23 protein-coding genes and 1 other RNA gene are annotated in these 20,569 nt (G+C 46.5%); 15 read left to right on the top strand and 9 right to left on the bottom strand.

The window, feature by feature from the left end:
* The first annotated feature begins 5 nt into the window (after window positions 1-5).
* From fumC to rlmD, 7 genes are all read left to right on the top strand, one after another.
* A complete protein-coding gene (fumC, locus tag IPP67_02835; GenBank protein MBL0338131.1) occupies window positions 6-1,412 on the top strand; it encodes a class II fumarate hydratase in 1,407 nt (468 codons plus the stop codon).
* The gene (locus IPP67_02830) at window positions 1,409-1,672 is read left to right on the top strand and encodes a ribbon-helix-helix domain-containing protein (protein MBL0338130.1); all 264 of its coding nucleotides are present in this window, start codon (window positions 1,409-1,411) and stop codon (window positions 1,670-1,672) included. Before fumC ends, IPP67_02830 begins: the two co-directional genes overlap by 4 nt.
* A 106-nt stretch (window positions 1,673-1,778) precedes the next feature.
* Window positions 1,779-2,165 (top strand): exodeoxyribonuclease VII small subunit, encoded by a 387-nt coding sequence (locus tag IPP67_02825; GenBank protein ID MBL0338129.1) that lies wholly within the window; start codon window positions 1,779-1,781, stop codon window positions 2,163-2,165.
* Between the two features lie 125 nt (window positions 2,166-2,290).
* Window positions 2,291-3,127 (top strand): polyprenyl synthetase family protein, encoded by an 837-nt coding sequence (locus IPP67_02820; protein MBL0338128.1) that lies wholly within the window; start codon window positions 2,291-2,293, stop codon window positions 3,125-3,127.
* A gap of 24 nt (window positions 3,128-3,151) precedes the next feature.
* Window positions 3,152-4,522, top strand: a complete 1,371-nt coding sequence (locus IPP67_02815) for an MATE family efflux transporter (protein ID MBL0338127.1) — start codon at window positions 3,152-3,154, stop codon at window positions 4,520-4,522.
* A gap of 19 nt (window positions 4,523-4,541) precedes the next feature.
* Complete coding sequence (locus IPP67_02810; GenBank protein MBL0338126.1) at window positions 4,542-5,333, top strand: TlyA family RNA methyltransferase; 792 nt, start codon at window positions 4,542-4,544, stop codon at window positions 5,331-5,333.
* Window positions 5,330-6,616, top strand: coding sequence for a 23S rRNA (uracil(1939)-C(5))-methyltransferase RlmD (gene rlmD / locus IPP67_02805; protein MBL0338125.1), 1,287 nt, complete (start codon window positions 5,330-5,332; stop codon window positions 6,614-6,616). The genes IPP67_02810 and rlmD overlap by 4 nt, the downstream gene beginning before the upstream one ends.
* 143 nt (window positions 6,617-6,759) lie before the next feature.
* Here rlmD and fabI read toward each other — a convergent pair whose 3' ends face one another.
* A complete protein-coding gene (fabI, locus tag IPP67_02800; protein MBL0338124.1) occupies window positions 6,760-7,617 on the bottom strand; it encodes an enoyl-ACP reductase FabI in 858 nt (285 codons plus the stop codon).
* A 262-nt stretch (window positions 7,618-7,879) separates the two neighbouring features.
* Complete coding sequence (locus IPP67_02795) at window positions 7,880-8,386, bottom strand: hypothetical protein (GenBank protein MBL0338123.1); 507 nt, start codon at window positions 8,384-8,386, stop codon at window positions 7,880-7,882.
* Between the two features lie 223 nt (window positions 8,387-8,609).
* On the opposite strand from IPP67_02795, the gene pdxH reads away from it, so the two are divergent.
* On the top strand, window positions 8,610-9,197 hold the full coding sequence (gene pdxH / locus IPP67_02790) for a pyridoxamine 5'-phosphate oxidase (GenBank protein MBL0338122.1): 588 nt from the start codon (window positions 8,610-8,612) through the stop codon (window positions 9,195-9,197).
* A 55-nt stretch (window positions 9,198-9,252) separates the two neighbouring features.
* Here pdxH and miaA read toward each other — a convergent pair whose 3' ends face one another.
* The 5 genes from miaA to hflK form a co-directional block, all read right to left on the bottom strand.
* Window positions 9,253-10,206, bottom strand: coding sequence for a tRNA (adenosine(37)-N6)-dimethylallyltransferase MiaA (gene miaA, locus IPP67_02785; protein MBL0338121.1), 954 nt, complete (start codon window positions 10,204-10,206; stop codon window positions 9,253-9,255).
* A 55-nt stretch (window positions 10,207-10,261) separates the two neighbouring features.
* The gene (locus tag IPP67_02780; GenBank protein ID MBL0338120.1) at window positions 10,262-11,698 is read right to left on the bottom strand and encodes a Do family serine endopeptidase; all 1,437 of its coding nucleotides are present in this window, start codon (window positions 11,696-11,698) and stop codon (window positions 10,262-10,264) included.
* 220 nt (window positions 11,699-11,918) lie between these two features.
* Window positions 11,919-12,785 (bottom strand): protease modulator HflC, encoded by an 867-nt coding sequence (locus IPP67_02775; GenBank protein ID MBL0338119.1) that lies wholly within the window; start codon window positions 12,783-12,785, stop codon window positions 11,919-11,921.
* 22 nt (window positions 12,786-12,807) lie between these two features.
* A complete protein-coding gene (locus tag IPP67_02770) occupies window positions 12,808-13,041 on the bottom strand; it encodes a hypothetical protein (GenBank protein MBL0338118.1) in 234 nt (77 codons plus the stop codon).
* Window positions 13,042-13,068: 27 nt separating this feature from the next.
* Window positions 13,069-14,166: an FtsH protease activity modulator HflK gene (hflK, locus tag IPP67_02765; GenBank protein ID MBL0338117.1), complete on the bottom strand. Its 1,098-nt coding sequence runs from the start codon at window positions 14,164-14,166 to the stop codon at window positions 13,069-13,071.
* 248 nt (window positions 14,167-14,414) lie between these two features.
* On the opposite strand from hflK, the gene IPP67_02760 reads away from it, so the two are divergent.
* Entirely contained in the window at window positions 14,415-15,470 is a 1,056-nt protein-coding gene (locus tag IPP67_02760) for an Mrp/NBP35 family ATP-binding protein (protein MBL0338116.1), read from the top strand.
* 34 nt (window positions 15,471-15,504) lie between these two features.
* On the opposite strand, the gene IPP67_02755 is transcribed toward IPP67_02760, so the two are convergent.
* The gene (locus IPP67_02755) at window positions 15,505-16,458 is read right to left on the bottom strand and encodes an FAD-dependent thymidylate synthase (GenBank protein ID MBL0338115.1); all 954 of its coding nucleotides are present in this window, start codon (window positions 16,456-16,458) and stop codon (window positions 15,505-15,507) included.
* A gap of 58 nt (window positions 16,459-16,516) precedes the next feature.
* Here IPP67_02755 and ssrA point away from each other — a divergent pair.
* Window positions 16,517-16,828, top strand: a transfer-messenger RNA (tmRNA) gene (ssrA, locus tag IPP67_02750).
* Window positions 16,829-16,865: 37 nt separating this feature from the next.
* Entirely contained in the window at window positions 16,866-17,450 is a 585-nt protein-coding gene (locus IPP67_02745; protein MBL0338114.1) for a hypothetical protein, read from the top strand.
* 73 nt (window positions 17,451-17,523) lie between these two features.
* Here the strand turns inward: IPP67_02745 and pyk are convergent, their stop codons facing one another.
* Entirely contained in the window at window positions 17,524-18,936 is a 1,413-nt protein-coding gene (pyk, locus tag IPP67_02740) for a pyruvate kinase (GenBank protein ID MBL0338113.1), read from the bottom strand.
* Between the two features lie 155 nt (window positions 18,937-19,091).
* On the opposite strand from pyk, the gene IPP67_02735 reads away from it, so the two are divergent.
* The 4 genes from IPP67_02735 (at window position 19,092) to IPP67_02720 (ending at window position 20,482) form a co-directional block, all read left to right on the top strand.
* A complete protein-coding gene (locus tag IPP67_02735) occupies window positions 19,092-19,313 on the top strand; it encodes a hypothetical protein (GenBank protein ID MBL0338112.1) in 222 nt (73 codons plus the stop codon).
* Window positions 19,313-19,852 (top strand): N-formylglutamate amidohydrolase, encoded by a 540-nt coding sequence (locus IPP67_02730; GenBank protein ID MBL0338111.1) that lies wholly within the window; start codon window positions 19,313-19,315, stop codon window positions 19,850-19,852. Before IPP67_02735 ends, IPP67_02730 begins: the two co-directional genes overlap by 1 nt.
* 23 nt (window positions 19,853-19,875) lie before the next feature.
* Window positions 19,876-20,142, top strand: coding sequence for a DUF1244 domain-containing protein (locus IPP67_02725; GenBank protein MBL0338110.1), 267 nt, complete (start codon window positions 19,876-19,878; stop codon window positions 20,140-20,142).
* Between the two features lie 97 nt (window positions 20,143-20,239).
* A complete protein-coding gene (locus IPP67_02720) occupies window positions 20,240-20,482 on the top strand; it encodes a DUF2312 domain-containing protein (GenBank protein ID MBL0338109.1) in 243 nt (80 codons plus the stop codon).
* The last annotated feature ends 87 nt before the right edge of the window (window positions 20,483-20,569 follow it).

The following is a 20,569-nucleotide window of genomic DNA, read 5'->3' as shown; positions in this document are numbered from 1 at the left end:
TTGCCATGACCAACCAGATCAACTACCGCCAGGAAACAGATTCGATGGGATCTGTTAAAGTTGCTGCCGACCGTTATTGGGGGGCGCAAACCCAACGTTCTTTAGAAAATTTTAAAATCGGCGGCGAGAAAATGCCCGTGGAAATCATCCACGCATACGGCTTGATTAAACAGGCGGCTACCCTTGTCAATATGGAAATGGGCAGTTTAAACCAGAAAGTTGGCCAGGCAATTATCCAAGCAGCTGTTGAAGTAGCGGAGGGGAAATGGGATGACCATTTTCCCCTGGTTGTTTGGCAAACAGGTTCCGGTACGCAAACCAACATGAATGTGAATGAGGTGATTGCCAACCGGGCGAATGAAATATTGGGGGGGAAAAGGGGGGATAAAACCCCCGTTCACCCCAATGATCATGTCAATTTTGGCCAATCGTCGAATGATTCTTTCCCAACCGCCATGCATGTGGCCGCCATTTATCAAATTCATCAAAAATTATTGCCCGCCCTTCAGCATATGCAGCAGGTGCTGGCCAAGAAAACCTTGGAATATCAAGATATTGTTAAAATTGGCCGGACGCATCTGCAAGATGCCACCCCCTTAACGTTAGGCCAAGAATTTTCAGGATATGCCACCCAGCTAAAATTAGGGATTGAGCGGGTTAAATCCAGCCTGCCGAGGTTATATGCCCTGGCGCAGGGGGGGACAGCGGTGGGTACTGGTCTGAACACCAAGCCAGGATTTGCCGAGAAGTTTGCAACCCAAATAGCAAAACTCAGCAAATTGCCCTTTGTGAGCGCTGATAATAAGTTTGAAGCCCTGGCCAGCCATGATGCCTTGGTGGAGATTTCGGGCGTATATAATGTTTTGGCGGTATCTTTAACGAAAATTGCCAATGACATCCGTTTATTGGGTTCAGGGCCGCGCTCGGGGCTTGGGGAACTGTTATTGCCAGAGAATGAGCCTGGGTCGTCGATTATGCCGGGGAAGGTTAACCCAACCCAAGCGGAAGCCTTAACGATGGTTGCCACCCAAGTGATGGGCAATCACATGACGGTGACTGTTGCTGGCAGCCAAGGGCATTTGGAGCTGAATGTGTATAAGCCCGTCATGATTTATAATGTCCTGCAATCGGGGCGTTTATTAAGTGATGCTTGCCATAGTTTTACCGATAATTGCCTGGTTGGCATTCAACCCAATCAAGAAAGAATTAGGCAATTGCTGCAACAATCCTTAATGTTGGTCACCGCGCTTAATCCGCATATTGGCTATGATAATGCCGCCAAGGCCGCTAAAAAAGCCCATAAAGAGAATTTGACCTTGCGGGAAGCAGTGGTTGCCCTGAAGTTTTTGACGGGCGAACAATTTGATAAATTGGTGAAACCCGAGGATATGATAGGTCCTTCGGCAAGATGAACGCCCCGATTGCCAAATATTCGGTAAGGTTAGCCAAACACCGGACATCGATTTCAATTGAGCCTATTTTCTGGGAGATGTTGAAAGAGGTTGCCGCTGCCAAGAACCTATCAAGGCAGCAATTAATTGAAGTGATTGATCAGCAGCGGTTGCAAACAGGGGGAGCTGTTGCTAATTTATCCAGTGCTTTGCGCGTATATATTTTATTGTATTATGTGAATGGCCGGGCGGATTTTGCCCAAGACCAAAAACAGCTTTAGTCGCAAAAGAATCCTTTACTAATAGATAGTAAAAGATAATAAAAGAAACACAGTCATCGGGCCGCGCTTTTCCAGGTGGGCAAAAGGTAAGTAAGGAGTCATAAGCATGGATCAATCAGTAAGCAACCACCGGGATATTGCCGGAATGGAATTTGAACAAGCGTTGAATGAATTGCAAATCATTGTCAAAAATTTGGAGCGCGGGGACGTGAAGCTTGAAGAGGCCGTCCGGTTTTATGAACGGGGTATATTGCTTAAAAAACACTGTGAAACGAAATTGCGGCAAGCCCAATTGAAAATTGAACAGATTATGTTGGATGAGCAAGGCGAGCCACGGGATAAGCAAATGGTTGGCGCCCAACAGGCAACGAATCATCAAACCTCCGTTTCACTAAAGGCGGCCGCCCCTAAAATTGAAGGGGAGCGCACGGCCAAAACCGCTGCTAAACTAGCTAGACCGGCATCACAATCAGATGATGACATCCCGTTTTAGCATCAAGATGGCTGGTTGCAAAAGGGTTAATAGGGAAATCGATAGGCATTTTACGAGGAACAGGAGAATAGGCTTTGGTAACATTTGAGCAAGCTTTGGGTGAAGTTGCTAAAACCGTCAATGTCATGATTAACCACTTGTTGCCAGTTGCCACAGGGCCTGAGAAAAAGGTCACGGAAGCTATGAAATATGGGGTGATGAACGGCGGCAAAAGGGTTCGGCCATTTTTGGTGTTGGCTAGCGCTAAATTGTTTAACGTGTCGGAAATCAGTGCTTTGCGGGTGGCCGCCGCCATTGAAATGCTGCATTCCTATAGCTTGATCCATGATGATTTGCCAGCCATGGATAACAGCGATTTGCGGCGCGGATTGCCGACTGTCCACAAAAAATTTAATGAAGCCACCGGTATTTTGGCAGGCGACGGGTTATTAACCTATGCTTTTGAGGTATTGGCGGATCCTGCCACCCATAGCGATAGCATGGTGCGTTGTGAATTGGTGGCGGCTTTGGCTAAAGCCTCGGGGGCTGAGGGAATGGTCGGGGGACAAATGATGGATTTGGAGGCAGAACATACCCATTTGGATATTGGGGCCATTACCCGCTTGCAACGCATGAAGACAGGGGCAATTATTAGTTTCTCTTGTGAAGCAGGGGCGATTTTGGGGAAAGCTTCTGATAATCCCCGCCAGGCTTTACGAGCCTATGCCAATGATTTGGGTTTAGCTTTCCAGATCGTTGATGATTTATTGGATGTTGAGGGGAAGGAGGAAGCGGTTGGAAAATCGGTGGGACGGGATTCTCAGGCGGGAAAGGCCACTTTTGTTTCTATTTTGGGGGTTGATCGAGCACGGTCTCAAGCCAAACTTTTGGCCGAACAGGCGAAGAATCATTTATCACTTTTTGAAGACCGAGCTGATCTTTTAAAAGCAATGGCGGATTTTGTGGTAAATAGGCGCCATTAGAGGCGCTTGGAAAGGCGGGAATCGATGCAACCAAGTTTTTTGGTACGCTGGGGCCGCGAATTTTCCGCGCAGTGGCCCATTGCCGGACCGGTAATTTTAACCATTTTTGCCAGTATTGGCATGTTGACCACGGATGTCTTAATGGTTGCCCCTTTAGGGGTCATACCACTGGGGGCAATAGGTCTTGCAACCGGGGCGCTTTATACTTTTTTATTGGCTTCAACCGGCTTATTGACCATGGCGACTGTACGCGCATCCTACGCTCATGGGCAAAATAACCCGGTAGGTGTTACCCACAGTGTCCGTCAAGGATTAGGCTTAGGTTTTTTCATGGCGATACCCATTACTCTTCTGTGCCTAAACTTGGGTTATATCCTGTTGTGGCTCGATCAAGAAGCGGCCGTGGTTAAAGAAGTGGACCATTATATGGGTACGGCTGTTTGGTGTATTTTGCCTCAAATATTGTTCTCGGCACTCAGGGGATTTGTTTCAACCTTGGCGCGCGGACAGCTGATTGCCGCCATCATGGTTTTAGGGTTGCTGTTAAATTTTTTTCTAGATTATATATTCATTTATGGCCATTGGGGGTTTCCTGCCATGGGGGTGGCTGGGGCAGGGCTTGCAACCAGTATTATTTGTTGGCTGATGTTACTGGCTTTAGCGGTGCAGATTACCAAAGACCCAATCCTTAAAACGTACCGTATTTTTAAAAAATGGGCATCGCCTGACTTTCAGGAATGCAAAGAAATCTTGCGCTCTGGCTGGCCAGTGGCTGCTATCAATGTTGCTGAAAACAGCCTTTTCCTGGCCGTTAGCTTAACCATGGGGGCGATTGGTGCGGTTGAACTGGCAGCTGCTAATATTGTTATCAGTTATATGACCGTTGCGTTTATTGTGCCGATTGGGTTGCTGTACACCAGTTCCATCCGGGTCGCGTATTTTATGGGACAAAAAAATATAAGGCAGGCGCGGATGGCAGGCACGGTTTCTTTATCTACGGGCTTTCTTTATATGGTGGTGATGGCCAGTATTACGGTGCTGTTCCCCTTAAACATCATCCATATTTATTTACAGCCAGATCAGGAAAATGCCTTCGCGGTTATCGAAATGGCCAGTCAATTTCTGTTTATTTGTGCATTTTTTCAAGTGTTTGATTCAACCCAGGCCATTGCCGGGGGGGCACTTCGTGGCTTGAAAGATACCATGGCAGCTTTTTGGGCAGGCACAACCGGCTATTGGATCATCGGCTATCCGTTGGGTTGGATATTGTGCTTTAGCTGGGGGATAGGGGCGGCTGGCATATGGTGGGGGTTAGCTGCTGGTATTGCCACGGCTGCCATTTTGCTCACCGTTCGTTTTTACTATAAAACCGATGGTTATAGGGGTCGGTTTTAGCTATAAAATGGATGTCATGATGACAAAAAAATGGCGCGCCGATCAATTGATGGTCCAGCAAAAACTGGCTGACAACCGCACCCAAGCGGCGGCTTTTATTATGGCGGGGGTGGTGCGGAACAAAGGGCGCTTGGTTGAAAAACCTGGCCAACAATTTTCGGAAGAAAATATATTAGAAGTGGAACGCAAGCCCTATCCCTGGGTGTCCCGGGCAGGGGTTAAGTTGGCACATGCCTTGGATTATTTTCAGTTATCGGCGCAAACGAAGATATGTTTGGATATCGGCGCTTCAACCGGTGGTTTTTGCGATGTTTTATTGCAGCAGGGGGCAGCCAAGATTTATGCGGTGGATGTGGGGCGGGGGCAATTGGCTTGGAAAATTGCCCAAGATTCCCGGGTAAAAATATTAGATCAAACCAACGCCCGTTATTTAACTGATCAACAAATTTCTGAGCCTTTGCAGGCGATTACGTGTGATGCCAGCTTTATTAGTCTAAAGCTTATATTACCCGCAGCCCTTCAACTGGCCGCCGAGGATAGTTGGGTGATCGCGTTGATTAAGCCGCAATTTGAGGTGGGCAGGCAACAGGTGGGCAAGGGGGGGATTGTCCGTGATCCCTTGCTGCATCAAGCTGTATGTCAAGATATCGAAAATTGGTTGCAACAGCAGCCGGGTTGGCAGGTCATGGGCATAACAGATAGCCCCATCACGGGTACGGATGGCAACCGCGAATTTCTGATTGCCGCCACCAAGCAGCCGGGTATCAAGGGCGAACAGCTGATAACCCAGGAAACAGCATTAGAAAAATGACAGACAAGGTTTCACATACCGTCGAATTAATCATTCAAAGCCTCAATCAACAAGGGTTAGGCATTGCCTCTTGGCAGGGTAAAGAGGTGCTGGTTCCCTTCACGGCGGCGGGTGACCGGGTTCGGGTTGAAATTATTGCAGAAGAGCCGAATCTTATCTCAGCCAAATTGCTGACTCGGGTACAAAATGGCCAAGATTATATTCAAGCAGTTTGCAAGCATTTTGAAGAATGCGGCGGCTGCGCCCTACAGCATCTAAAGCCAGAAAATTATCAGCAATGGAAATTGCAATCATTGATTGCGGCTTTTCACCAGCAGGGACTAACAATTGATCCATCCCCGCTTTTTTCTGTGCCCCCCAAAACCAGAAGGCGAGTTAATCTGATTGCCTCTAAAAATGTCTACGGACAATTGCTGCTGGGTTTTCAGCGTTACCGCAGCCATGAAATTATTGATATCCAGGAATGCCCGGTTATGCTGCCGGAACTTGAGCGACTGATCAGGCCTTTGCGCCAATTATTGCAAGCGATATTAAAAAAACGCCAAGAATTAGAAGTTTTTTTGATCAAGGCGGATAATGGCATTGATCTGTTGCTCAAGGCCAAAATCGTTCTTTCCGTGCAGTCCCGCCTGTTGCTGACGGAATTTGCAGGTCTTAACCGATTATGCCGCCTTGAATGGCAACAAGAGGGCAAAGGTTTTGATGTGATTTATCAAGAAGTTGCGCCTTTGGTTTACTGGCAGCAAATAGCGATTGAATTGCCGACGGAAGCTTTTATTCAACCGACCAAAGCCAGCGAAACCTATATGCAAGGATTAATAGGAGATTATCTTAAACCCGCTAAGAAAATCGCCGATTTATTTGCAGGGTGCGGCACCTTTAGTTTTCCGTTGGCAAAAAGCGGTAAAACCGTGCATGCAGTTGAAGGCCATATTTCAGCTATTGAAGCCATGAATAAAGCAGCCAACCGGTTTCAGTTAACCGCCAAATTAACCACCGAATGCCGGAATTTGGCCAAATATCCGCTCTCAACGCAAGAGTTAAACATGTTTGAGGCGGTGATTTTTGATCCACCCCGTCAAGGAGCCTTGCCGCAAATGCAGCAATTGGCATTCAGTCATGTGCCTTATGTTGTGGCGGTATCGTGCAATCCCGAAACGCTGGCTAGGGACTTGCAAATCCTTACACAACAGGGCTACCGATTGGAAAAAATATTTCCCATCGATCAATTCTTATGGTCAACGCATTTGGAAGCCGTCGCTTTATTAAAGCGCCCAACCTAATAGGATAGGCTACTTTGAGAGGAAAGTCTTTTTTACCATATTATTTTAAAAAATTTTGCCCAACCATGTTCTCTGTCAATCCGAGCTTTTTAAAAGCAAATGTAACCGTCAATCCGCCATCAGAAGAAAAATATTTTAGATATTTAAAGCGATAAATCTTGCTTGGTTTCAAAACTTTTCAAAAGTTCTGCCGATTGGGTAGCGGTGTCGGTGCGGATCATGCCATTGACGTGATAGCCGCTGTCCACATGGTGGACTTCCCCGCTTACACCAGCTGATAAATCGCTTAATAAATAAAGGGCGGATCCACCTACTTGATCAATCGTCACATTACGGCGAAGGGGAGAATTTAATTCATTCCAGCGTAAGATAAAACGGAAATCCCCAATGCCTGAAGCGGCCAAGGTTTTAATGGGGCCTGCGGAAATAGCATTAACCCGGATGCCTTGTGCGCCCATATCCATCGCCAGATACCGGACACTAGCCTCAAGGGCCGCTTTGGCAACGCCCATCACATTGTAATGGGGCATGACGCGCTCGGCGCCGAAATAAGTCAATGTAAGCAGGCTGCCGCCCTGGTTCATCATTTTGGCAGCGCGTTGGGCAATAGCTGTAAAGGAAAAGCAGGAAATATCCAGGGTCATGGCAAAATTTTTGCGGCTGGTATTTAAGTATTTTCCCTTTAATTCATCTTTATCGGAAAAGGCAATCGCATGAACGACAAAATCCAATGTCCCCCAATTTCTGGCCAAATGGTCAAAAACCTTATCAATGCTTGAATCATCAGTTACATCACAAGGCAATACCAATTTAGCGCCTAGGCTATCAGCCAAGGGTAAAACCCTTTTTTGCAAAACCTCGCCTTGGTAGGTGAAGGCAAGTTCTGCCCCCTGCGCTGCAACCGCTTTGGCAATGCCCCAGGCAATTGATTTGTCATTGGCAACACCCATGATCAGGCCACGTTTGCCGCTCATAAGTCCTTTTTGGGAAGCTGTGTTCATGAGATTAACTCTGATTTGATATCAACGGCTTGAAAAGCCAGAAGACAATATAAATACATTTATTGACTATATTCCAAGCCCATAACACGCAAGAATCAGGATTTTGTCAAGCCTTGCATAGCAATATGTAAAAATTATTTGTGGGAACAGGGCCTATCATCAAGATAAATCCACTCTTATTCCTTTTATCATGCTGATCACGAGAAGAATTGTATAAGGAGTAGATCAGGGGGTACGGAACCCCCTGATCACGAAGGCATATTTAGCTGATGATTTGCCAAGTGCCGTTGGGTTGGCGGCAAGCAGTACCGGTCGCGGTTTCAATTTTGCCGTCAATCACGACCGATGATTGATATTCACGGCAAACTTCGTAATTACGGGTCTGGCTTTTATAGGTGCGGGTTGGCTTGGTATAACCGCTGGTGTTTTTATTGGGGTTTTGCCAACTGCGTTGCTGACCATCAGGCGCATATTCAAAAGCTTCTAACGCTGATCTTTCTGCGCTTAAGCGGTCGGCGCGATCAAGTGATTTACCAATCTCATTCCCAAACCAAGCGCCCAGCAATGCTAGTCCAGCGGTTGCGGCCAAATTGCCTGCACTGCCCTTCTTGCCAATTTGGGAGCCAGCATACCCACCCAGCGCCCCTCCGCCCAAAGTTCCGACTGTTTCTTTAGTCCCCATGCCTGCACAAGCCGTAAGCCCAATGGTTGCAGCGGTAACGGTTACCAAATTCAGCAGGCGGTACCGTTGAATAAAACCTTGTATCATCATCTTCTCCTTTTCCATTATGTACCTTATTATAGATTGAGCTGCTTATCTTGCATTCATTCTATTAAACACTTTTAAAGCGCTCCAGCAGCATACAGGTTTTTTGCAGTAATAACAAGCTTACTGGCGGCCATTGTTATAAAAAACATACCCCCTAAAAATTTATTCCCTTTTAAGGCCGTTGTTTGTAAGATAAAGGGCAAAGTAAATAGGATATATAATGATGATTGAGATTCCTAAAAACCCCTTGGATTTTTTTAAAGCTTGGTATGATCAAGCGTGCCAAACCGAGCCAAATGATCCGAGTGCCATGAGTTTGGCGACCATTTCGGCCGATGGTTTTCCATCTGTGCGAATCGTTTTGATGAAGCATTATGATCAAGATGGGTTAGTTTTTCATACCAATTTGGAAAGCCAAAAAGGTAAAGATTTAATGGCTAATCCTTTGGCGGCGCTTTGTTTCCATTGGAAGGCATTAAAACGCAGTGTGCGCTTGCAAGGCCAGGTTGCTATCATTAGCCAAGCTGAGGCAGATGCCTATTTCTCAGACCGTCCCCGCGGCAGCCAAATTGGCGCTTGGGCCTCGCTACAGTCGCGCTTTTTAGCCGAACGGGCCGAACTAGAGGCCAGGGTGAAAAGGTTTGATCAGCAGTTTGCAGGAAAAGCTGTGCCGCGGCCGCCTTATTGGTCAGGATTACGGTTAACGCCCAGTAGGTGGGAATTTTGGCAAGATCAGCCCTCAAGGCTGCATGATCGTATCCAATATCAACAAAACAGCCAAGGCTGGGCCATTCAGCGTTTATATCCTTGAGTCAAAAAAAATCAGAATCGTCGTGCCGTTACCAAAAAAAATGATTGGAAAACGGCTATTTCAGGTTGGCAAGAAAATCCTTGATCTGATCCCCCAGGGTTCTCGTTACTTTTTTGATGGCAGCTTGTTCCCGCGAATCAATGGGGATGGGGATAGCGTTTGGCAGCTGGTTGCGAAACCAGGTGGTTTGCCGTTTGGCATATTGACGGGTTGCTTGTTGGCCAAGCATAATGGCTTGCTCGAGTGTGATGGCACCTTCAAAATAGGCGAATAATTCTTTTAAACCCAAAATACCCATGCCGGGCAGGTGGGGCGGTAATTTCATTTGGTAGATGGCGGCGGCTTCTTCCACCCCGCCTTTTTTCATCATCTTGAGGAAGCGTTGGTCGCAAGCTGCATATAAAAACGGCCGTTCAGGGATTAAGGTTGCCAGGAGATATTTGATGGGTAACGCCGGATTTCCGGTTTGCCACCACTCAGATAAAGACTTTCCGGTTGCTTGTTTGACGGACCAAGCCCGTATTAACCGCTGCTTATCATTTGGGTGCAGGCGCTGGGCCATCAAGGGATCAATTTGCTGGAATTGGTGATAAAAGCTTTCAGGCCCCAATTGTTGCCAAGATTTTTCAATTTCTTCTTTAATCACAGCCGGAACGGGTGGTATAACCGCTAAGCCTTGAGTCAAGGCTTTAATATATAGCCCCGTGCCGCCCACGACGAAAAGGGGTTTGCCGGAAAGAAGGGGCTGTTTTAATAATTCCCTAAACCAATCCAGCCATAGCCCCACGGAACAAGGGTGCCTAAGGGAAATTTCGCCATATAAATAATGGGGTATCTGTTGCATATCAAGTGGGGAAGGGCGGGCGTTTAGGATAACGCTTTCCTGGTATATTTGCATACTATCGGCATTTACGATGCTGCCGTTAAACTGGGCGGCAAGCTCCATCGCGATCTGGGATTTTCCAGACGCGGTAGGGCCACTGATAATGATGACAGGTGGTATATACATAAACAAATCCGTCAGCCAGAAAAATGACTGATATAAACCTTTAAATCCGCTCGCATTATTGCGGGGTGGGTGCTGTCGCCGCAGGTGGTATAGCTAGGGCTACCCATTGATAATCACCTTGCCGGATAATTAATACGGTCAGCACTTTATGCCCTAATTGCTGGGCTTCTTTTAAACGGGCAATAATGTCATCGGGTTGACGGATCGGTTTTTGGGTGATTTCGGTGATCACATCACCGGCTTTAATCCCCTTTTGAGCCGCAGCACTGCCGGTCTCTACATTTAAAACAACCAATCCCAATACTTGCTTTGGGATGTCAAAACGGCGGCGCAGGGTCGCATCCAACGCCCCAACAATCAGCCCAAGTTCCGAAATATTAGTCCCGGCAAGCTTAGGATCAGTCGAACTATCAGGGGTCTGGGTGGTTTTTTCCTGTAACTCTTGGATCTCCACTTGAACGGTCATTTGTTTTTTATTTCGAATCAAAATAACGGGAACTTTCGTACCGATTTTTGTTTCTGCCACCAGGCGGGGTAAGATCCGCGGGGAAGTTATTGTATAACTGCCAATTTTTAAGATGACATCATCTTTCTGAATGCCCGCTTTTTCAGCAGGGGAGCTTGCAACCACGCCAGAAACTTGTGCTCCGGCACCGGTTGCTAAACCTAATTCTTTTGCTAATTCATCGCTAACTGATTGAATGTTGACCCCCAACCAACCCCTTTTAACCTGGCCAAACTGCCGCAGTTGTTCGATAATCCCTTTAGCCAAATCAGAAGAAATGGCAAACCCAAGCCCAATACTGCCGCCGGATGGGGAAATAATTGCCGTATTAATGCCGATGACTTCACCCCTGACATTAAACATCGGGCCACCGGAATTGCCTTTATTAATAGCGGCGTCGGTTTGCAGGTAATCATCATAAGGCCCATCGTGGATATTCCGCTGGCTTGCGGAAATAATGCCGATGCTGACAGAACCGCCCAAACCGAAAGGATTGCCGATGGCCATAATCCATTCGCCGATTTTCGCATCCTCAGAAACACCCCAAGGGACAAAGGGCAGGGGTTGCGGCGATTCAATTTTGAGTAAGGCTAAATCGGTTTTGGGATCAGTACCCACCAATTTAGCCTGATAGGTTTTATTGTTATAAAGCCTAACGGAAATCCGCTGTGCCCCTTCAATCACATGGTTGTTGGTTACAATATAGCCAGTGGCATCAATGATAAAGCCGGAGCCAAGTGATTCCTGTTGTTCTTCAAAACCGGGTTGGTTATTGCCACCGAACCAATCTTCTAAAAAACTATCGCTTCCTTGAAAATCATCGGAGGAATTGCGGCTTGTTTGGACGGTTGAAATATTAACGACTGCTGGCAGTAATTTTGCTGCCAATAGATGGAAATCTTCAGGTTCAGCGAAAGAGGTGGGTAATCCTATCAATACTAAACTCAGAACAGCCACAACAAAACAGATCAAACGATTGATGGGCATCAATAGGGCGGATACGCGCATGAAAATTTTCCTGCAATAAATTCAACCTATGTATAATTTTTTTGACTATACCAGTAATTCACAGGAAATACCAGCGTTGGATCAACTTTGCTAACCCCCAATCAGATAAGCAGCTAGCTGCCGGAAATGGCAGTAAGGGGCTGACGTAATCCAGCTTATCTTGTCATCAGCCCTATGTATATTAATCCCTGTAAGCGCATTATTTGCCGTTCATTTTATAAAAGAAACGGAAGAAGTCGCCTGTTGGGGCGCCAATAAAGGTGGTGGTATCCGTTGTTAACGATGTCCGCAATGATTGCAGGGATCTGTAAAATTCAAAAAACTGTGGGTTTTTGGCATAGGCATCGCTATAAATGCCAGCCGCCTCGGCATCACCTGTCCCCCGTAAAATATCAGATTGTTTTTGGGCATTGGCTAAAATTAACACTTTTTGCTTATCGCCTTCTGAGCGGATAGACAGGGCATCCCGTTCGCCTTCGGCGCGGAAACGGCTGGCTTCTTGTTTGCGCTGGGTTTGCATCCGGCGGAATACCGCTTGGCTGTTTTCTTCCGGCAAATCCATCCTTTTAATGCGCACATCAATGATTTTGATGCCGAATTGTCCAACTTCCGTGTCAACCAACAATTTTACCTGTTCCATCAGTTGGCTGCGTTTATCTGTTAAAATCGTTTCCAAAGGAACTTGTCCCAATAAATTACGCACACTGGAATTCACAACTGATCCTAAGCGCTGTTGGGCCTGCTCAATCGTTTGCATGGTTTGATAAAACTTCAACGGATCAACAATGCGGAACTTGACAAAAGATTCCACAATCACCTGTTTTTGGTCAGAAGTGGGGGCCTCTTGCGGTGGGGCATCCAAATTCAAGATGCGGCCATCGATATACACAATATCTTGGACAAAGGGCAGCTTGAAATGCAACCCAGGCCCTTCAACACGGATTGGTTTCCCGAGTTCCAGCACCAACGCTTTTTCATATTGTTGCACAATGAAAAGGGAGTTATAGCCGGTGATCAGGAAAATGGCCAAAATCACCAGTAAGGTATTGCGAAGCACAGGGCGCATGAATTTTTAATCCTTTATGAATTTAATCTTGGTAATCGGACGGTAACTGTATGTAATAAGGATAGCCAGCTTCTTGGATGAAGGGCCACTTTATATGCCAACCCGACCCTACGACACGAACAATTCTCTCTTCCTTCCAACCCTCAGTCACCGCCCCTGTTTGTCCCTCGGGAATAAAAAAAATGGAATCATACGCAGCGGCAACCAAAAATGCAGCTGAAACAATGAGAAGGCTATTGCGAATGATTGGACGCATGAATTTCTAATCCTTGTGCAAAATCAATTACGGTACCGGTGGCTTTCGCTGCTTCAACAGCTGATCCAGGGGCAGATAAGGTAAAATACCGCCTTGGTTTGGATCAAGTAAAACCTTGGGAATCCCTTGTAAAATTTGCTCAACCGTTTCCATATAAAGACGTTGGCGGGTGGTTTCCGGTGCTTTTTGATATTCGGTCAAAATTGCTAGGAAACGCTGGCTTTCACCGGAGGCAATCAACACTTTCTCTTCCCGGTAGGCCTCTGCGGTTTTAAGGATTTGTTGGGCTTGCCCCTCCGCTTGCTGGGTCACAATATTAAAATATGCTTGCGATTCATTAATGGTGCGTTCTTTGTCCGCACGGGCGGCTTGGACATCGCGGAACGCATCAATCACGCTTTGGGGTGGGTCAACTTTCTGCATTTGCAAATTGGTAATCACGATCCCGGTTTCATAGGAATCCAAAACATTCTGGATCAATTCCCGGGCTTGGTTCTGAATTTCACTGCGGCCGAGGGTGCGGGCCCGGTCAAAGGGATTGCGGCCGATAATTTCCCGCATGGCGCTTTCGGAGATATTTTTAACCGTGGCCTCTGGATCGCGGACATTAAAGGTAAAATCCTCCGCATCTTTGATTTGCCAGAATACCACAAACTGAACGTCAATAATATTTTCATCACCCGTTAACATTAAGCTTTCAACAGGTTTATCCCGGCTGGCAATCCGTTGGCTGTCGCCACTGGCAATAAACCCGATTTCAACCCGGTTGACATCGGTGACTTTAGGGGTTGAGACACCGCCGATTGGGGCAGGCCAATTATAATTCAACCCAGGCGTGGTAGTGGCCACATACCGGCCAAAAATTGTTTCAACACCTAACTCATTGGCATCAACCCGGTAAAAGCCAGTGGCCATCCATACCACAACAGCAGCCACAATAATAAAAGCGATGGTGCGGCGATTATTAAAGGGATTGCCGGTTGGTAAAAAATCTTTAAAACGGTTTTTCCCCCCCTGATTACCTGTATTATCTGGATCGGGATCATTAGGGCTGGGGTTGCCGCGTCCCCATGGTGAGTTGGGTTGATCTTGTCCCCATGGATTCTTTTGTTGATTCCAAGCCATAAAATAATTTTTCCCTTTAAGAAGTGGTCGTGGCCATATAATATAAAATCAAAACGTAATTAATCAATAGCGGCAGGTAATAAAATATACCAATACGGGTACTTTCCGAATTCTTATTTTGTTCTGAATTTATAAAAAGACAAGCAAACTCTTGCTAAATCATAAAAAATATTTTCGTCGATGACTCAAAAATTCAACGCCCACTATCGCTGGCCCAAAAAAACGCGCTAACAAAAAGGCTGTAACATATGATTACCGACCATGACATTCGCCAACATTTACTGACCTTTCGGTTGCCAAGCAAGGATTTACTGATCCCTGATCCGAAAATTGTTGAAAGCATTCAACTGCAAGGACGGAATGTCTTGATAGTGCTCAACAACCCGTTGCTACAAGGAAGTGCCGAAAAGCAACACTGGTTTCAGCAGCAGGTAGAAAATTGCCTAAAAAAACTTCCGGGGATTGGGGATATTAAAATTGTATGGACGGCGGAAAAACCCTCAAAAACCACAGCACCTGTACCCTTAAGAAACGCTGCTATCCCGCCTGTTCCGGGCATTAAAAAAATTATTGCGGTTGCCAGCGGCAAGGGAGGGGTTGGCAAATCAACTGTTACAACCAATTTGGCGGTTGCCTTGGCGGGTTTAGGGCTTAAGGTGGGTATTTTGGATGCGGATATTTATGGGCCATCTCAGCCAGCTTTGCTGGGAATTCCCTATAAGAAACCGCAATTGCAAGAAAATAAAAAATTTACCCCGCCCGAAGCATTTGGGGTGGCCTGCATGTCGATGGGTTTTTTGGTGGATATCAGCGCGCCGCTGATTTGGCGGGGGCCAATGGTGATGGGGGCAATCCAGCAGTTACTTAATGATACCAATTGGGGGGAGAAGGATATTTTGGTGGTTGACCTGCCCCCTGGTACCGGGGATGCACAATTAACGCTTGTGCAAAAAGTTCCCCTAAACGGGGCGGTCATTGTTTCAACCCCTCAAGATATAGCCCTACTGGATGCCCGCAAGGGCTTGAATATGTTTCGTAAAGTGAATATCCCCATACTGGGCATGATTGAAAATATGAGTTATTTTATCTGTCCCCATTGTGGGGGGCAAAGCGATATTTTCAGTCATGGCGGCGCTGCGCATGAAGCGGAGGAGTCAAAGACGGAATTTCTGGGCCATATTCCGTTGGATTTAACCCTAAGACAGACTTCAGACATTGGAAAACCATTGGTTGTCATTCAACCGGATCATCCCATTAGCCAAATATTCAAATCCATCGCCCAAAAAATTTGGCGGCAGATTTGAATAACAGGATGAAGAATAGATAGCGGGTAGAGATTTATGCTTTCTTGCCAGAATTTTGCAATCCTAGGGCCTCCATCATTTCTTCCCATTCCCTTTTGCTCATTTGGCTGGTTTCTTGGGTAACCTTCTCGCCCTTAATCAGCCGCCGGATCACTTGCATAGCCGAGCTTGAAAAACTGGCCGAATCCATCTTGTATCTGCAAAAGGCACTGTAGGTTGCAGGCACCCATTGTTCCACCGTTTTTAACATGACATCGGCGTAAGCCCTGATTTCATATTGGGCATGGGAATGTGCGCGCAACCTTAAAAAATGCAGCAAATTATGCAAATCAATCTTCCAATACCATTGGGTATAGAAGTTTAAAGGCAGCCGCATACGGGCCAGTTCGCGGGCCAGCCCTGTTTCCTCCGCGGCAATGATTTTCCCCTCCTCATCTTCATTCATGAGTTGGGTGTAATCATCAAACGCTTTTAGGGATTCTTTCTTTAAAAGCTGCAGTACTTGCCTGGCCCGTTCAGCTTCCAGCAAATTTCCTCGTCCTTGGCGGTTGTTCTTGGATTGGGCGGCCAATTGCGATTCGGCAGGGACATAAAACTCATTTTCCATGATGGAATAACGGGCAGAATATTCATTGACATTGGCGGTACGGTGGCGGATCCACTGGCGAGCAATGAAAATGGGCAGTTTCACATGATACTTAATCTCACACATTTCAAAGGGTGTGGTGTGGTGGTGCCGCATCAAATAATCAATCAGCCCCTGGTCTTCCCGCACTGTTTTTGTGCCTTTGCCATAAGAAACGCGGGCTGCCTGGACAATTGCCGAATCATTTCCCATATAATCGATGACCCGGACAAAACCGTGGTCTAATACCGGCAGTGCCTGATATAAAATTTGCTCTAAGGCTGCGGCAGTTGGTCTTAAAGTCGTTGACGATTGCTGGCGTTGCGCCGCAATCATTTCTTGTTGGTCAGCTTTCAGGGGCATGTTGTTTCCTTATGGTGTGGAACTGCTGATGATAGATTATTCACTTTATTTTATAAAAAGTCTTTTATATGGATTGGGGATGGTATATATTAAAGATGTTGCGTAAGCAACTATGGCGATAAAAACTTTGTGTAATAAACATTGCGGACCCGGGGGCGGTACCCGGCGCCTCCACCATACAAGGGTTAATTGTTTATGGGGGCGAAATAGGCTTGACGAATGTGGTAAAGACAAGGCGTTTGCCCGGCATTGTTCCGCCGTTATCGGGCTAATTTGAAAATGCCAATGACAATAATCGTCTGGCTGTAGCTGCCTAATAAAAAGGCGAGCGCGCGGTTTGGGAAGGCACCGGGCAACAGAAGCCTTCCCGCTTAATACAAAATACTTTCAAAGGAATCGTCTGTTTCATGCAACAACCTCCTTCTCCATCTTTACGGTATGATCTGATCCTTGAACAGGCATTGAGGGGTGTTGTCAAACAAGTGTTGCAGGGGGTTGTTGATCACGGCTTGCCAGGTGCCCACCATTTTTACATCACTTTTCGCACCCGGGACCCAGGTGTCGTCATTAGCCCTTGGCTTAAGGAAAAGCACAATCCTACCATGACGATTGTGCTACAAAACCAATTTTGGGATTTGGCCGTTGCAAAAGACTATTTTTGCGTATCCTTAACATTCGGCGGAAAAATGGAAAAATTGCAAATTCCTTGGCAGGCTTTAACCGGCTTTGCCGACCCGTCAGTTAAATTCGGCCTGCAATTTCAAGAATTGGATTTAGAAAAATCCGAAAAAGAGCAGTTAACTCCATCTCCTATCAAAGATGCTTCCCAAGGTGAGACAGAGCTTATCCAATTACCGGTTGCAGACAAGCAGAAACAGAACAAGGCCCATCAATCACATGATAAAACACCGGAGCCTCCAACAACGGACGGCAAGGAACCCGGAACCCCGGATAATAAGGTTATTTCCTTAGACCGGTTCCGTAAAAAATAAAAGCTAGCCACAGTCTAGCCATAGTGCCAAGATTGATCCCATACCAACTGCCCATTTGAAGGGCCTCTGCTCTTTAGAGCTGTGCAATCCGTAAGGTGTTGGTCGAACCGGGTGTGCCAAAAGGAACGCCAGCAGTAATCACCAGCTTTTGCCCCGCTTGGGCGATGCCTTCCTGCAAAGCAATTTTTGAGGCTTTTTCAATCACCTGGCCAAAAGTATCTGCGTCGATTTGATAGACGCAGTGGGTGCCCCATACTAAAGATAAACGCCGGGAAATACGGATATCGGAAGGCAGACAAATAATTGGCACCTCTGGTCTTTCGCGAGCTGCCCTTAAAGTGGTTGAACCTGACGTGGTGTAGGTGACGATGGCTGCGGCGGAAATAGTGTGGGCAACTTGGGCTGCCGCCGCGGTAATGGCATCGGAAGCAGTTGGCTCTAACTGCAGATGTTGGGCATCCATAATCCGGCGGTATAAAGGATCGTGTTCCGTAGACATGATAATCCGGTTCATCATGGTGACCGCTTCGATTGGATAGGCGCCGGAGGCGCTTTCAGCCGACAGCATCACGGCATCTGCCCCGTCATAAACGGCGGTTGCCACGTCGGATGCTTCTGCGCGGGTAGGCGAGGGGGATTGGATCATCGATTCAAGCATTTGCGTTGCCACAATCACGGGCTTGCCCAGTTGTCGACAGGATGAGACAATCCTTTTTTGTACGGCTGGCACCGCTTCAGGCGGCATTTCAACCCCTAAATCACCCCGCGCCACCATGACGGCGTCGCTTAAGCGGACCAATTCATCCAGTTGATCGATGGCTGCGGGTTTTTCAAGTTTTACGATAATACCCGCCCGACCATTGATGATTTTGGCAGCTTCCAAAACATCTTCCGGGCGTTGGACGAAAGACAAGGCAACCCAATCCACCCCTAATTCCAAGCCGAATGCCAGATCAACCCGGTCTTTTTCTGTTAAAGCCGATACCGGCAACATAATGGAAGGAATATTAACGCCCTTGCGGTCGCTTAACTTTCCGCCGATTTGGACAATCGTATCCACAAAATCCTTGCCAGTCTTTTCAACTTTTAAGCGAATTTTGCCATCATCCAGCAATAACTCAACCCCCGGTTTCAATACTTTCAAAAGCTCGGGATGGGGAAAGGATACCCGTTCACCGTTGCCTGCATCCTTATTTGAATCCAGGCGGAATTTCTGGTTTGGCTGTAACTGGATTGAACCCGCCGCAAACTGGCCGACCCGCAATTTCGGGCCTTGTAAATCCATCATAATCCCTATGGGGCGCCGGTATTTTTTCTCAAGTTCGCGTAAGATCAGATAGCGTTGCCGATGATCTTGATGACTGCCGTGGCTGAAATTAAGGCGGAAAACATCCGCGCCTGCTAGAAACAATTCCTGGATCATTTCCGCTGTTGAGCTGGCAGGACCAAGAGTGGCCACAATCTTGGCACGGCGATCACGTTTCATAATGAAAAAATCCCATATAAAATGATAAAAAATGGTGTCTGTCACCAAATCATCAGCTATTATGCCACAATGTCCAGTGATTTATCCGTATCCTAGCGGACATCATCGCTATCGGTCAAGATCAGGTTCATTGCTTAAGGGAAGCTGTAAATATCATGTCTTTATTGTCAAAAAAAGATAGACTGCCCTTTCAACTGCTGGCTGGCAAGCCAGGTCAGTCATGGATTTTATTAGGTGATCATGCGGGTTCATTTTTTCCCGGCAAGACGAAGCAATTGAGTTTATCATTAGCTGATCGTGAGCGCCATATCACCTATGATTTAGGCATTAAAGCGCTGTTGGAGCGTTTATTTATTCTAACTGGCGCAACGGTTTGATGGGAAATTATTCCCGTTTGGTTATCGATTTAAACCGGCCTTTGTCTTATGCCGACTCGGTAACTCTCCAAAGTGACGGCATTCCTATTCCTGGCAATCAAGATCTTGATGATCGGGATGTGCAGCAACGGCAAGAAGAAATTTTTTGGCCGTATCACCGGGCAATTGAAACCACCCTTAAGAATCTGCTGGGGCAGGGGTTAAAGCCTAAAATCATTTCGTTGCATAGTTTTTGTTGCCAGTTAAATGGGCAGGAAAAACGCCCCTGGCATGCTGGGGTGCTGTGGAATAAAGATGACCGTTTAGCGGGCAAACTTTTAAATTTTTTAAAACATAAAACAAAATGGCAGATCGGCAATAATCAGCCCTATAGCGGTCAAGACCCTTGTTCTTTTACCTTGCCATTTCACGCCGAACCCCTTTATTTACCGCATGTTTTGTTGGAAATTCGCCAGGACATGTTGGAAAGCACGGCGCAGATTGAAGATTGGGCGTTGTTATTAGCCGATTTTATAAACAGGGCTGATCCAATTAATTAATCGGATAAGGAGGAGACAAGCGAATGGATGATTTAGAAGCTCAAATTCAGGCAAAAGTGCTTAATCAGTTATTAGAACATTTACGTGAGCGGACGGATGTTCAAAATATCGATTTGATGAATCTGGCCGGATTTTGCCGTAATTGCTTGGCCAAATGGTACCGGCAAGCGTCCTTGGAAAAGGGCAAAACCCCTAGTGATGCACAGGCGCGGGAGTTTGTTTACGGCATGAATTACGAAGAATGGAAAAAGAAATATCAGAAAGAACCAAGTAAACCCATATCTTCCTAACCTTTCAAATTAAATTTTCGAAAAGCCGTTGTGGTTTTCTTTAAATATACGTATCTTTCATTCTACAAAATAACCCATTTTATATATAGGAAAAGACATGACCCAAACCGGTGGTGTGACGGGCGATCAACTACGCTCCTTCATTGAACGAATTGAAAAGCTGGAGCAGGAAAAAGCAGCGTTGATGGAGACCATCCGCGATGTGTATAGTGAGGCCAAAGGTTCTGGCTATGATACAAAAGTGATGCGGCAAATTGTGCGCCTGCGGAAGATGGAAGATCAAGCGCGCCGCGAACAAGAGGAATTGCTGGATTTATATAAAAACGCGATCGGCCTTTAAAGCCTGCTTGGCATTCATTGACAGGAATGGCAATTTTCCCTTTCAGGTCTTTGGGTTCAAGCAATAAGGAAAAATTTGATTGTCTGG

This window comes from Rhodospirillaceae bacterium (assembly GCA_016722635.1).
In the GTDB taxonomy this organism is placed as follows: Bacteria; Pseudomonadota; Alphaproteobacteria; order JAEUKQ01; family JAEUKQ01; genus JAEUKQ01.
Note: the sequence above shows the minus strand (reverse complement) of the source record. Positions and strands in the feature narration are given on the sequence as shown.

Bases quoted from the DNA above. Each gene is read 5' to 3' on its own strand.
- fumC (MBL0338131.1), top strand. From the start codon at position 6: ATGACCAACCAGATCAACTACCGCCAGGAAACAGATTCGATGGGATCT.
- IPP67_02830 (MBL0338130.1), top strand. From the start codon at position 1,409: ATGAACGCCCCGATTGCCAAATATTCGGTAAGGTTAGCCAAACACCGG.
- IPP67_02825 (MBL0338129.1), top strand. From the start codon at position 1,779: ATGGATCAATCAGTAAGCAACCACCGGGATATTGCCGGAATGGAATTT.
- IPP67_02820 (MBL0338128.1), top strand. From the start codon at position 2,291: ATGATTAACCACTTGTTGCCAGTTGCCACAGGGCCTGAGAAAAAGGTC.
- IPP67_02815 (MBL0338127.1), top strand. From the start codon at position 3,152: ATGCAACCAAGTTTTTTGGTACGCTGGGGCCGCGAATTTTCCGCGCAG.
- IPP67_02810 (MBL0338126.1), top strand. From the start codon at position 4,542: ATGACAAAAAAATGGCGCGCCGATCAATTGATGGTCCAGCAAAAACTG.
- rlmD (MBL0338125.1), top strand. From the start codon at position 5,330: ATGACAGACAAGGTTTCACATACCGTCGAATTAATCATTCAAAGCCTC.
- fabI (MBL0338124.1), bottom strand. From the start codon at position 7,617: ATGAACACAGCTTCCCAAAAAGGACTTATGAGCGGCAAACGTGGCCTG.
- IPP67_02795 (MBL0338123.1), bottom strand. From the start codon at position 8,386: ATGATACAAGGTTTTATTCAACGGTACCGCCTGCTGAATTTGGTAACC.
- pdxH (MBL0338122.1), top strand. From the start codon at position 8,610: ATGATTGAGATTCCTAAAAACCCCTTGGATTTTTTTAAAGCTTGGTAT.
- miaA (MBL0338121.1), bottom strand. From the start codon at position 10,206: ATGTATATACCACCTGTCATCATTATCAGTGGCCCTACCGCGTCTGGA.
- IPP67_02780 (MBL0338120.1), bottom strand. From the start codon at position 11,698: ATGCCCATCAATCGTTTGATCTGTTTTGTTGTGGCTGTTCTGAGTTTA.
- IPP67_02775 (MBL0338119.1), bottom strand. From the start codon at position 12,785: ATGCGCCCTGTGCTTCGCAATACCTTACTGGTGATTTTGGCCATTTTC.
- IPP67_02770 (MBL0338118.1), bottom strand. From the start codon at position 13,041: ATGCGTCCAATCATTCGCAATAGCCTTCTCATTGTTTCAGCTGCATTT.
- hflK (MBL0338117.1), bottom strand. From the start codon at position 14,166: ATGGCTTGGAATCAACAAAAGAATCCATGGGGACAAGATCAACCCAAC.
- IPP67_02760 (MBL0338116.1), top strand. From the start codon at position 14,415: ATGATTACCGACCATGACATTCGCCAACATTTACTGACCTTTCGGTTG.
- IPP67_02755 (MBL0338115.1), bottom strand. From the start codon at position 16,458: ATGCCCCTGAAAGCTGACCAACAAGAAATGATTGCGGCGCAACGCCAG.
- IPP67_02745 (MBL0338114.1), top strand. From the start codon at position 16,866: ATGCAACAACCTCCTTCTCCATCTTTACGGTATGATCTGATCCTTGAA.
- pyk (MBL0338113.1), bottom strand. From the start codon at position 18,936: ATGAAACGTGATCGCCGTGCCAAGATTGTGGCCACTCTTGGTCCTGCC.
- IPP67_02735 (MBL0338112.1), top strand. From the start codon at position 19,092: ATGTCTTTATTGTCAAAAAAAGATAGACTGCCCTTTCAACTGCTGGCT.
- IPP67_02730 (MBL0338111.1), top strand. From the start codon at position 19,313: ATGGGAAATTATTCCCGTTTGGTTATCGATTTAAACCGGCCTTTGTCT.
- IPP67_02725 (MBL0338110.1), top strand. From the start codon at position 19,876: ATGGATGATTTAGAAGCTCAAATTCAGGCAAAAGTGCTTAATCAGTTA.
- IPP67_02720 (MBL0338109.1), top strand. From the start codon at position 20,240: ATGACCCAAACCGGTGGTGTGACGGGCGATCAACTACGCTCCTTCATT.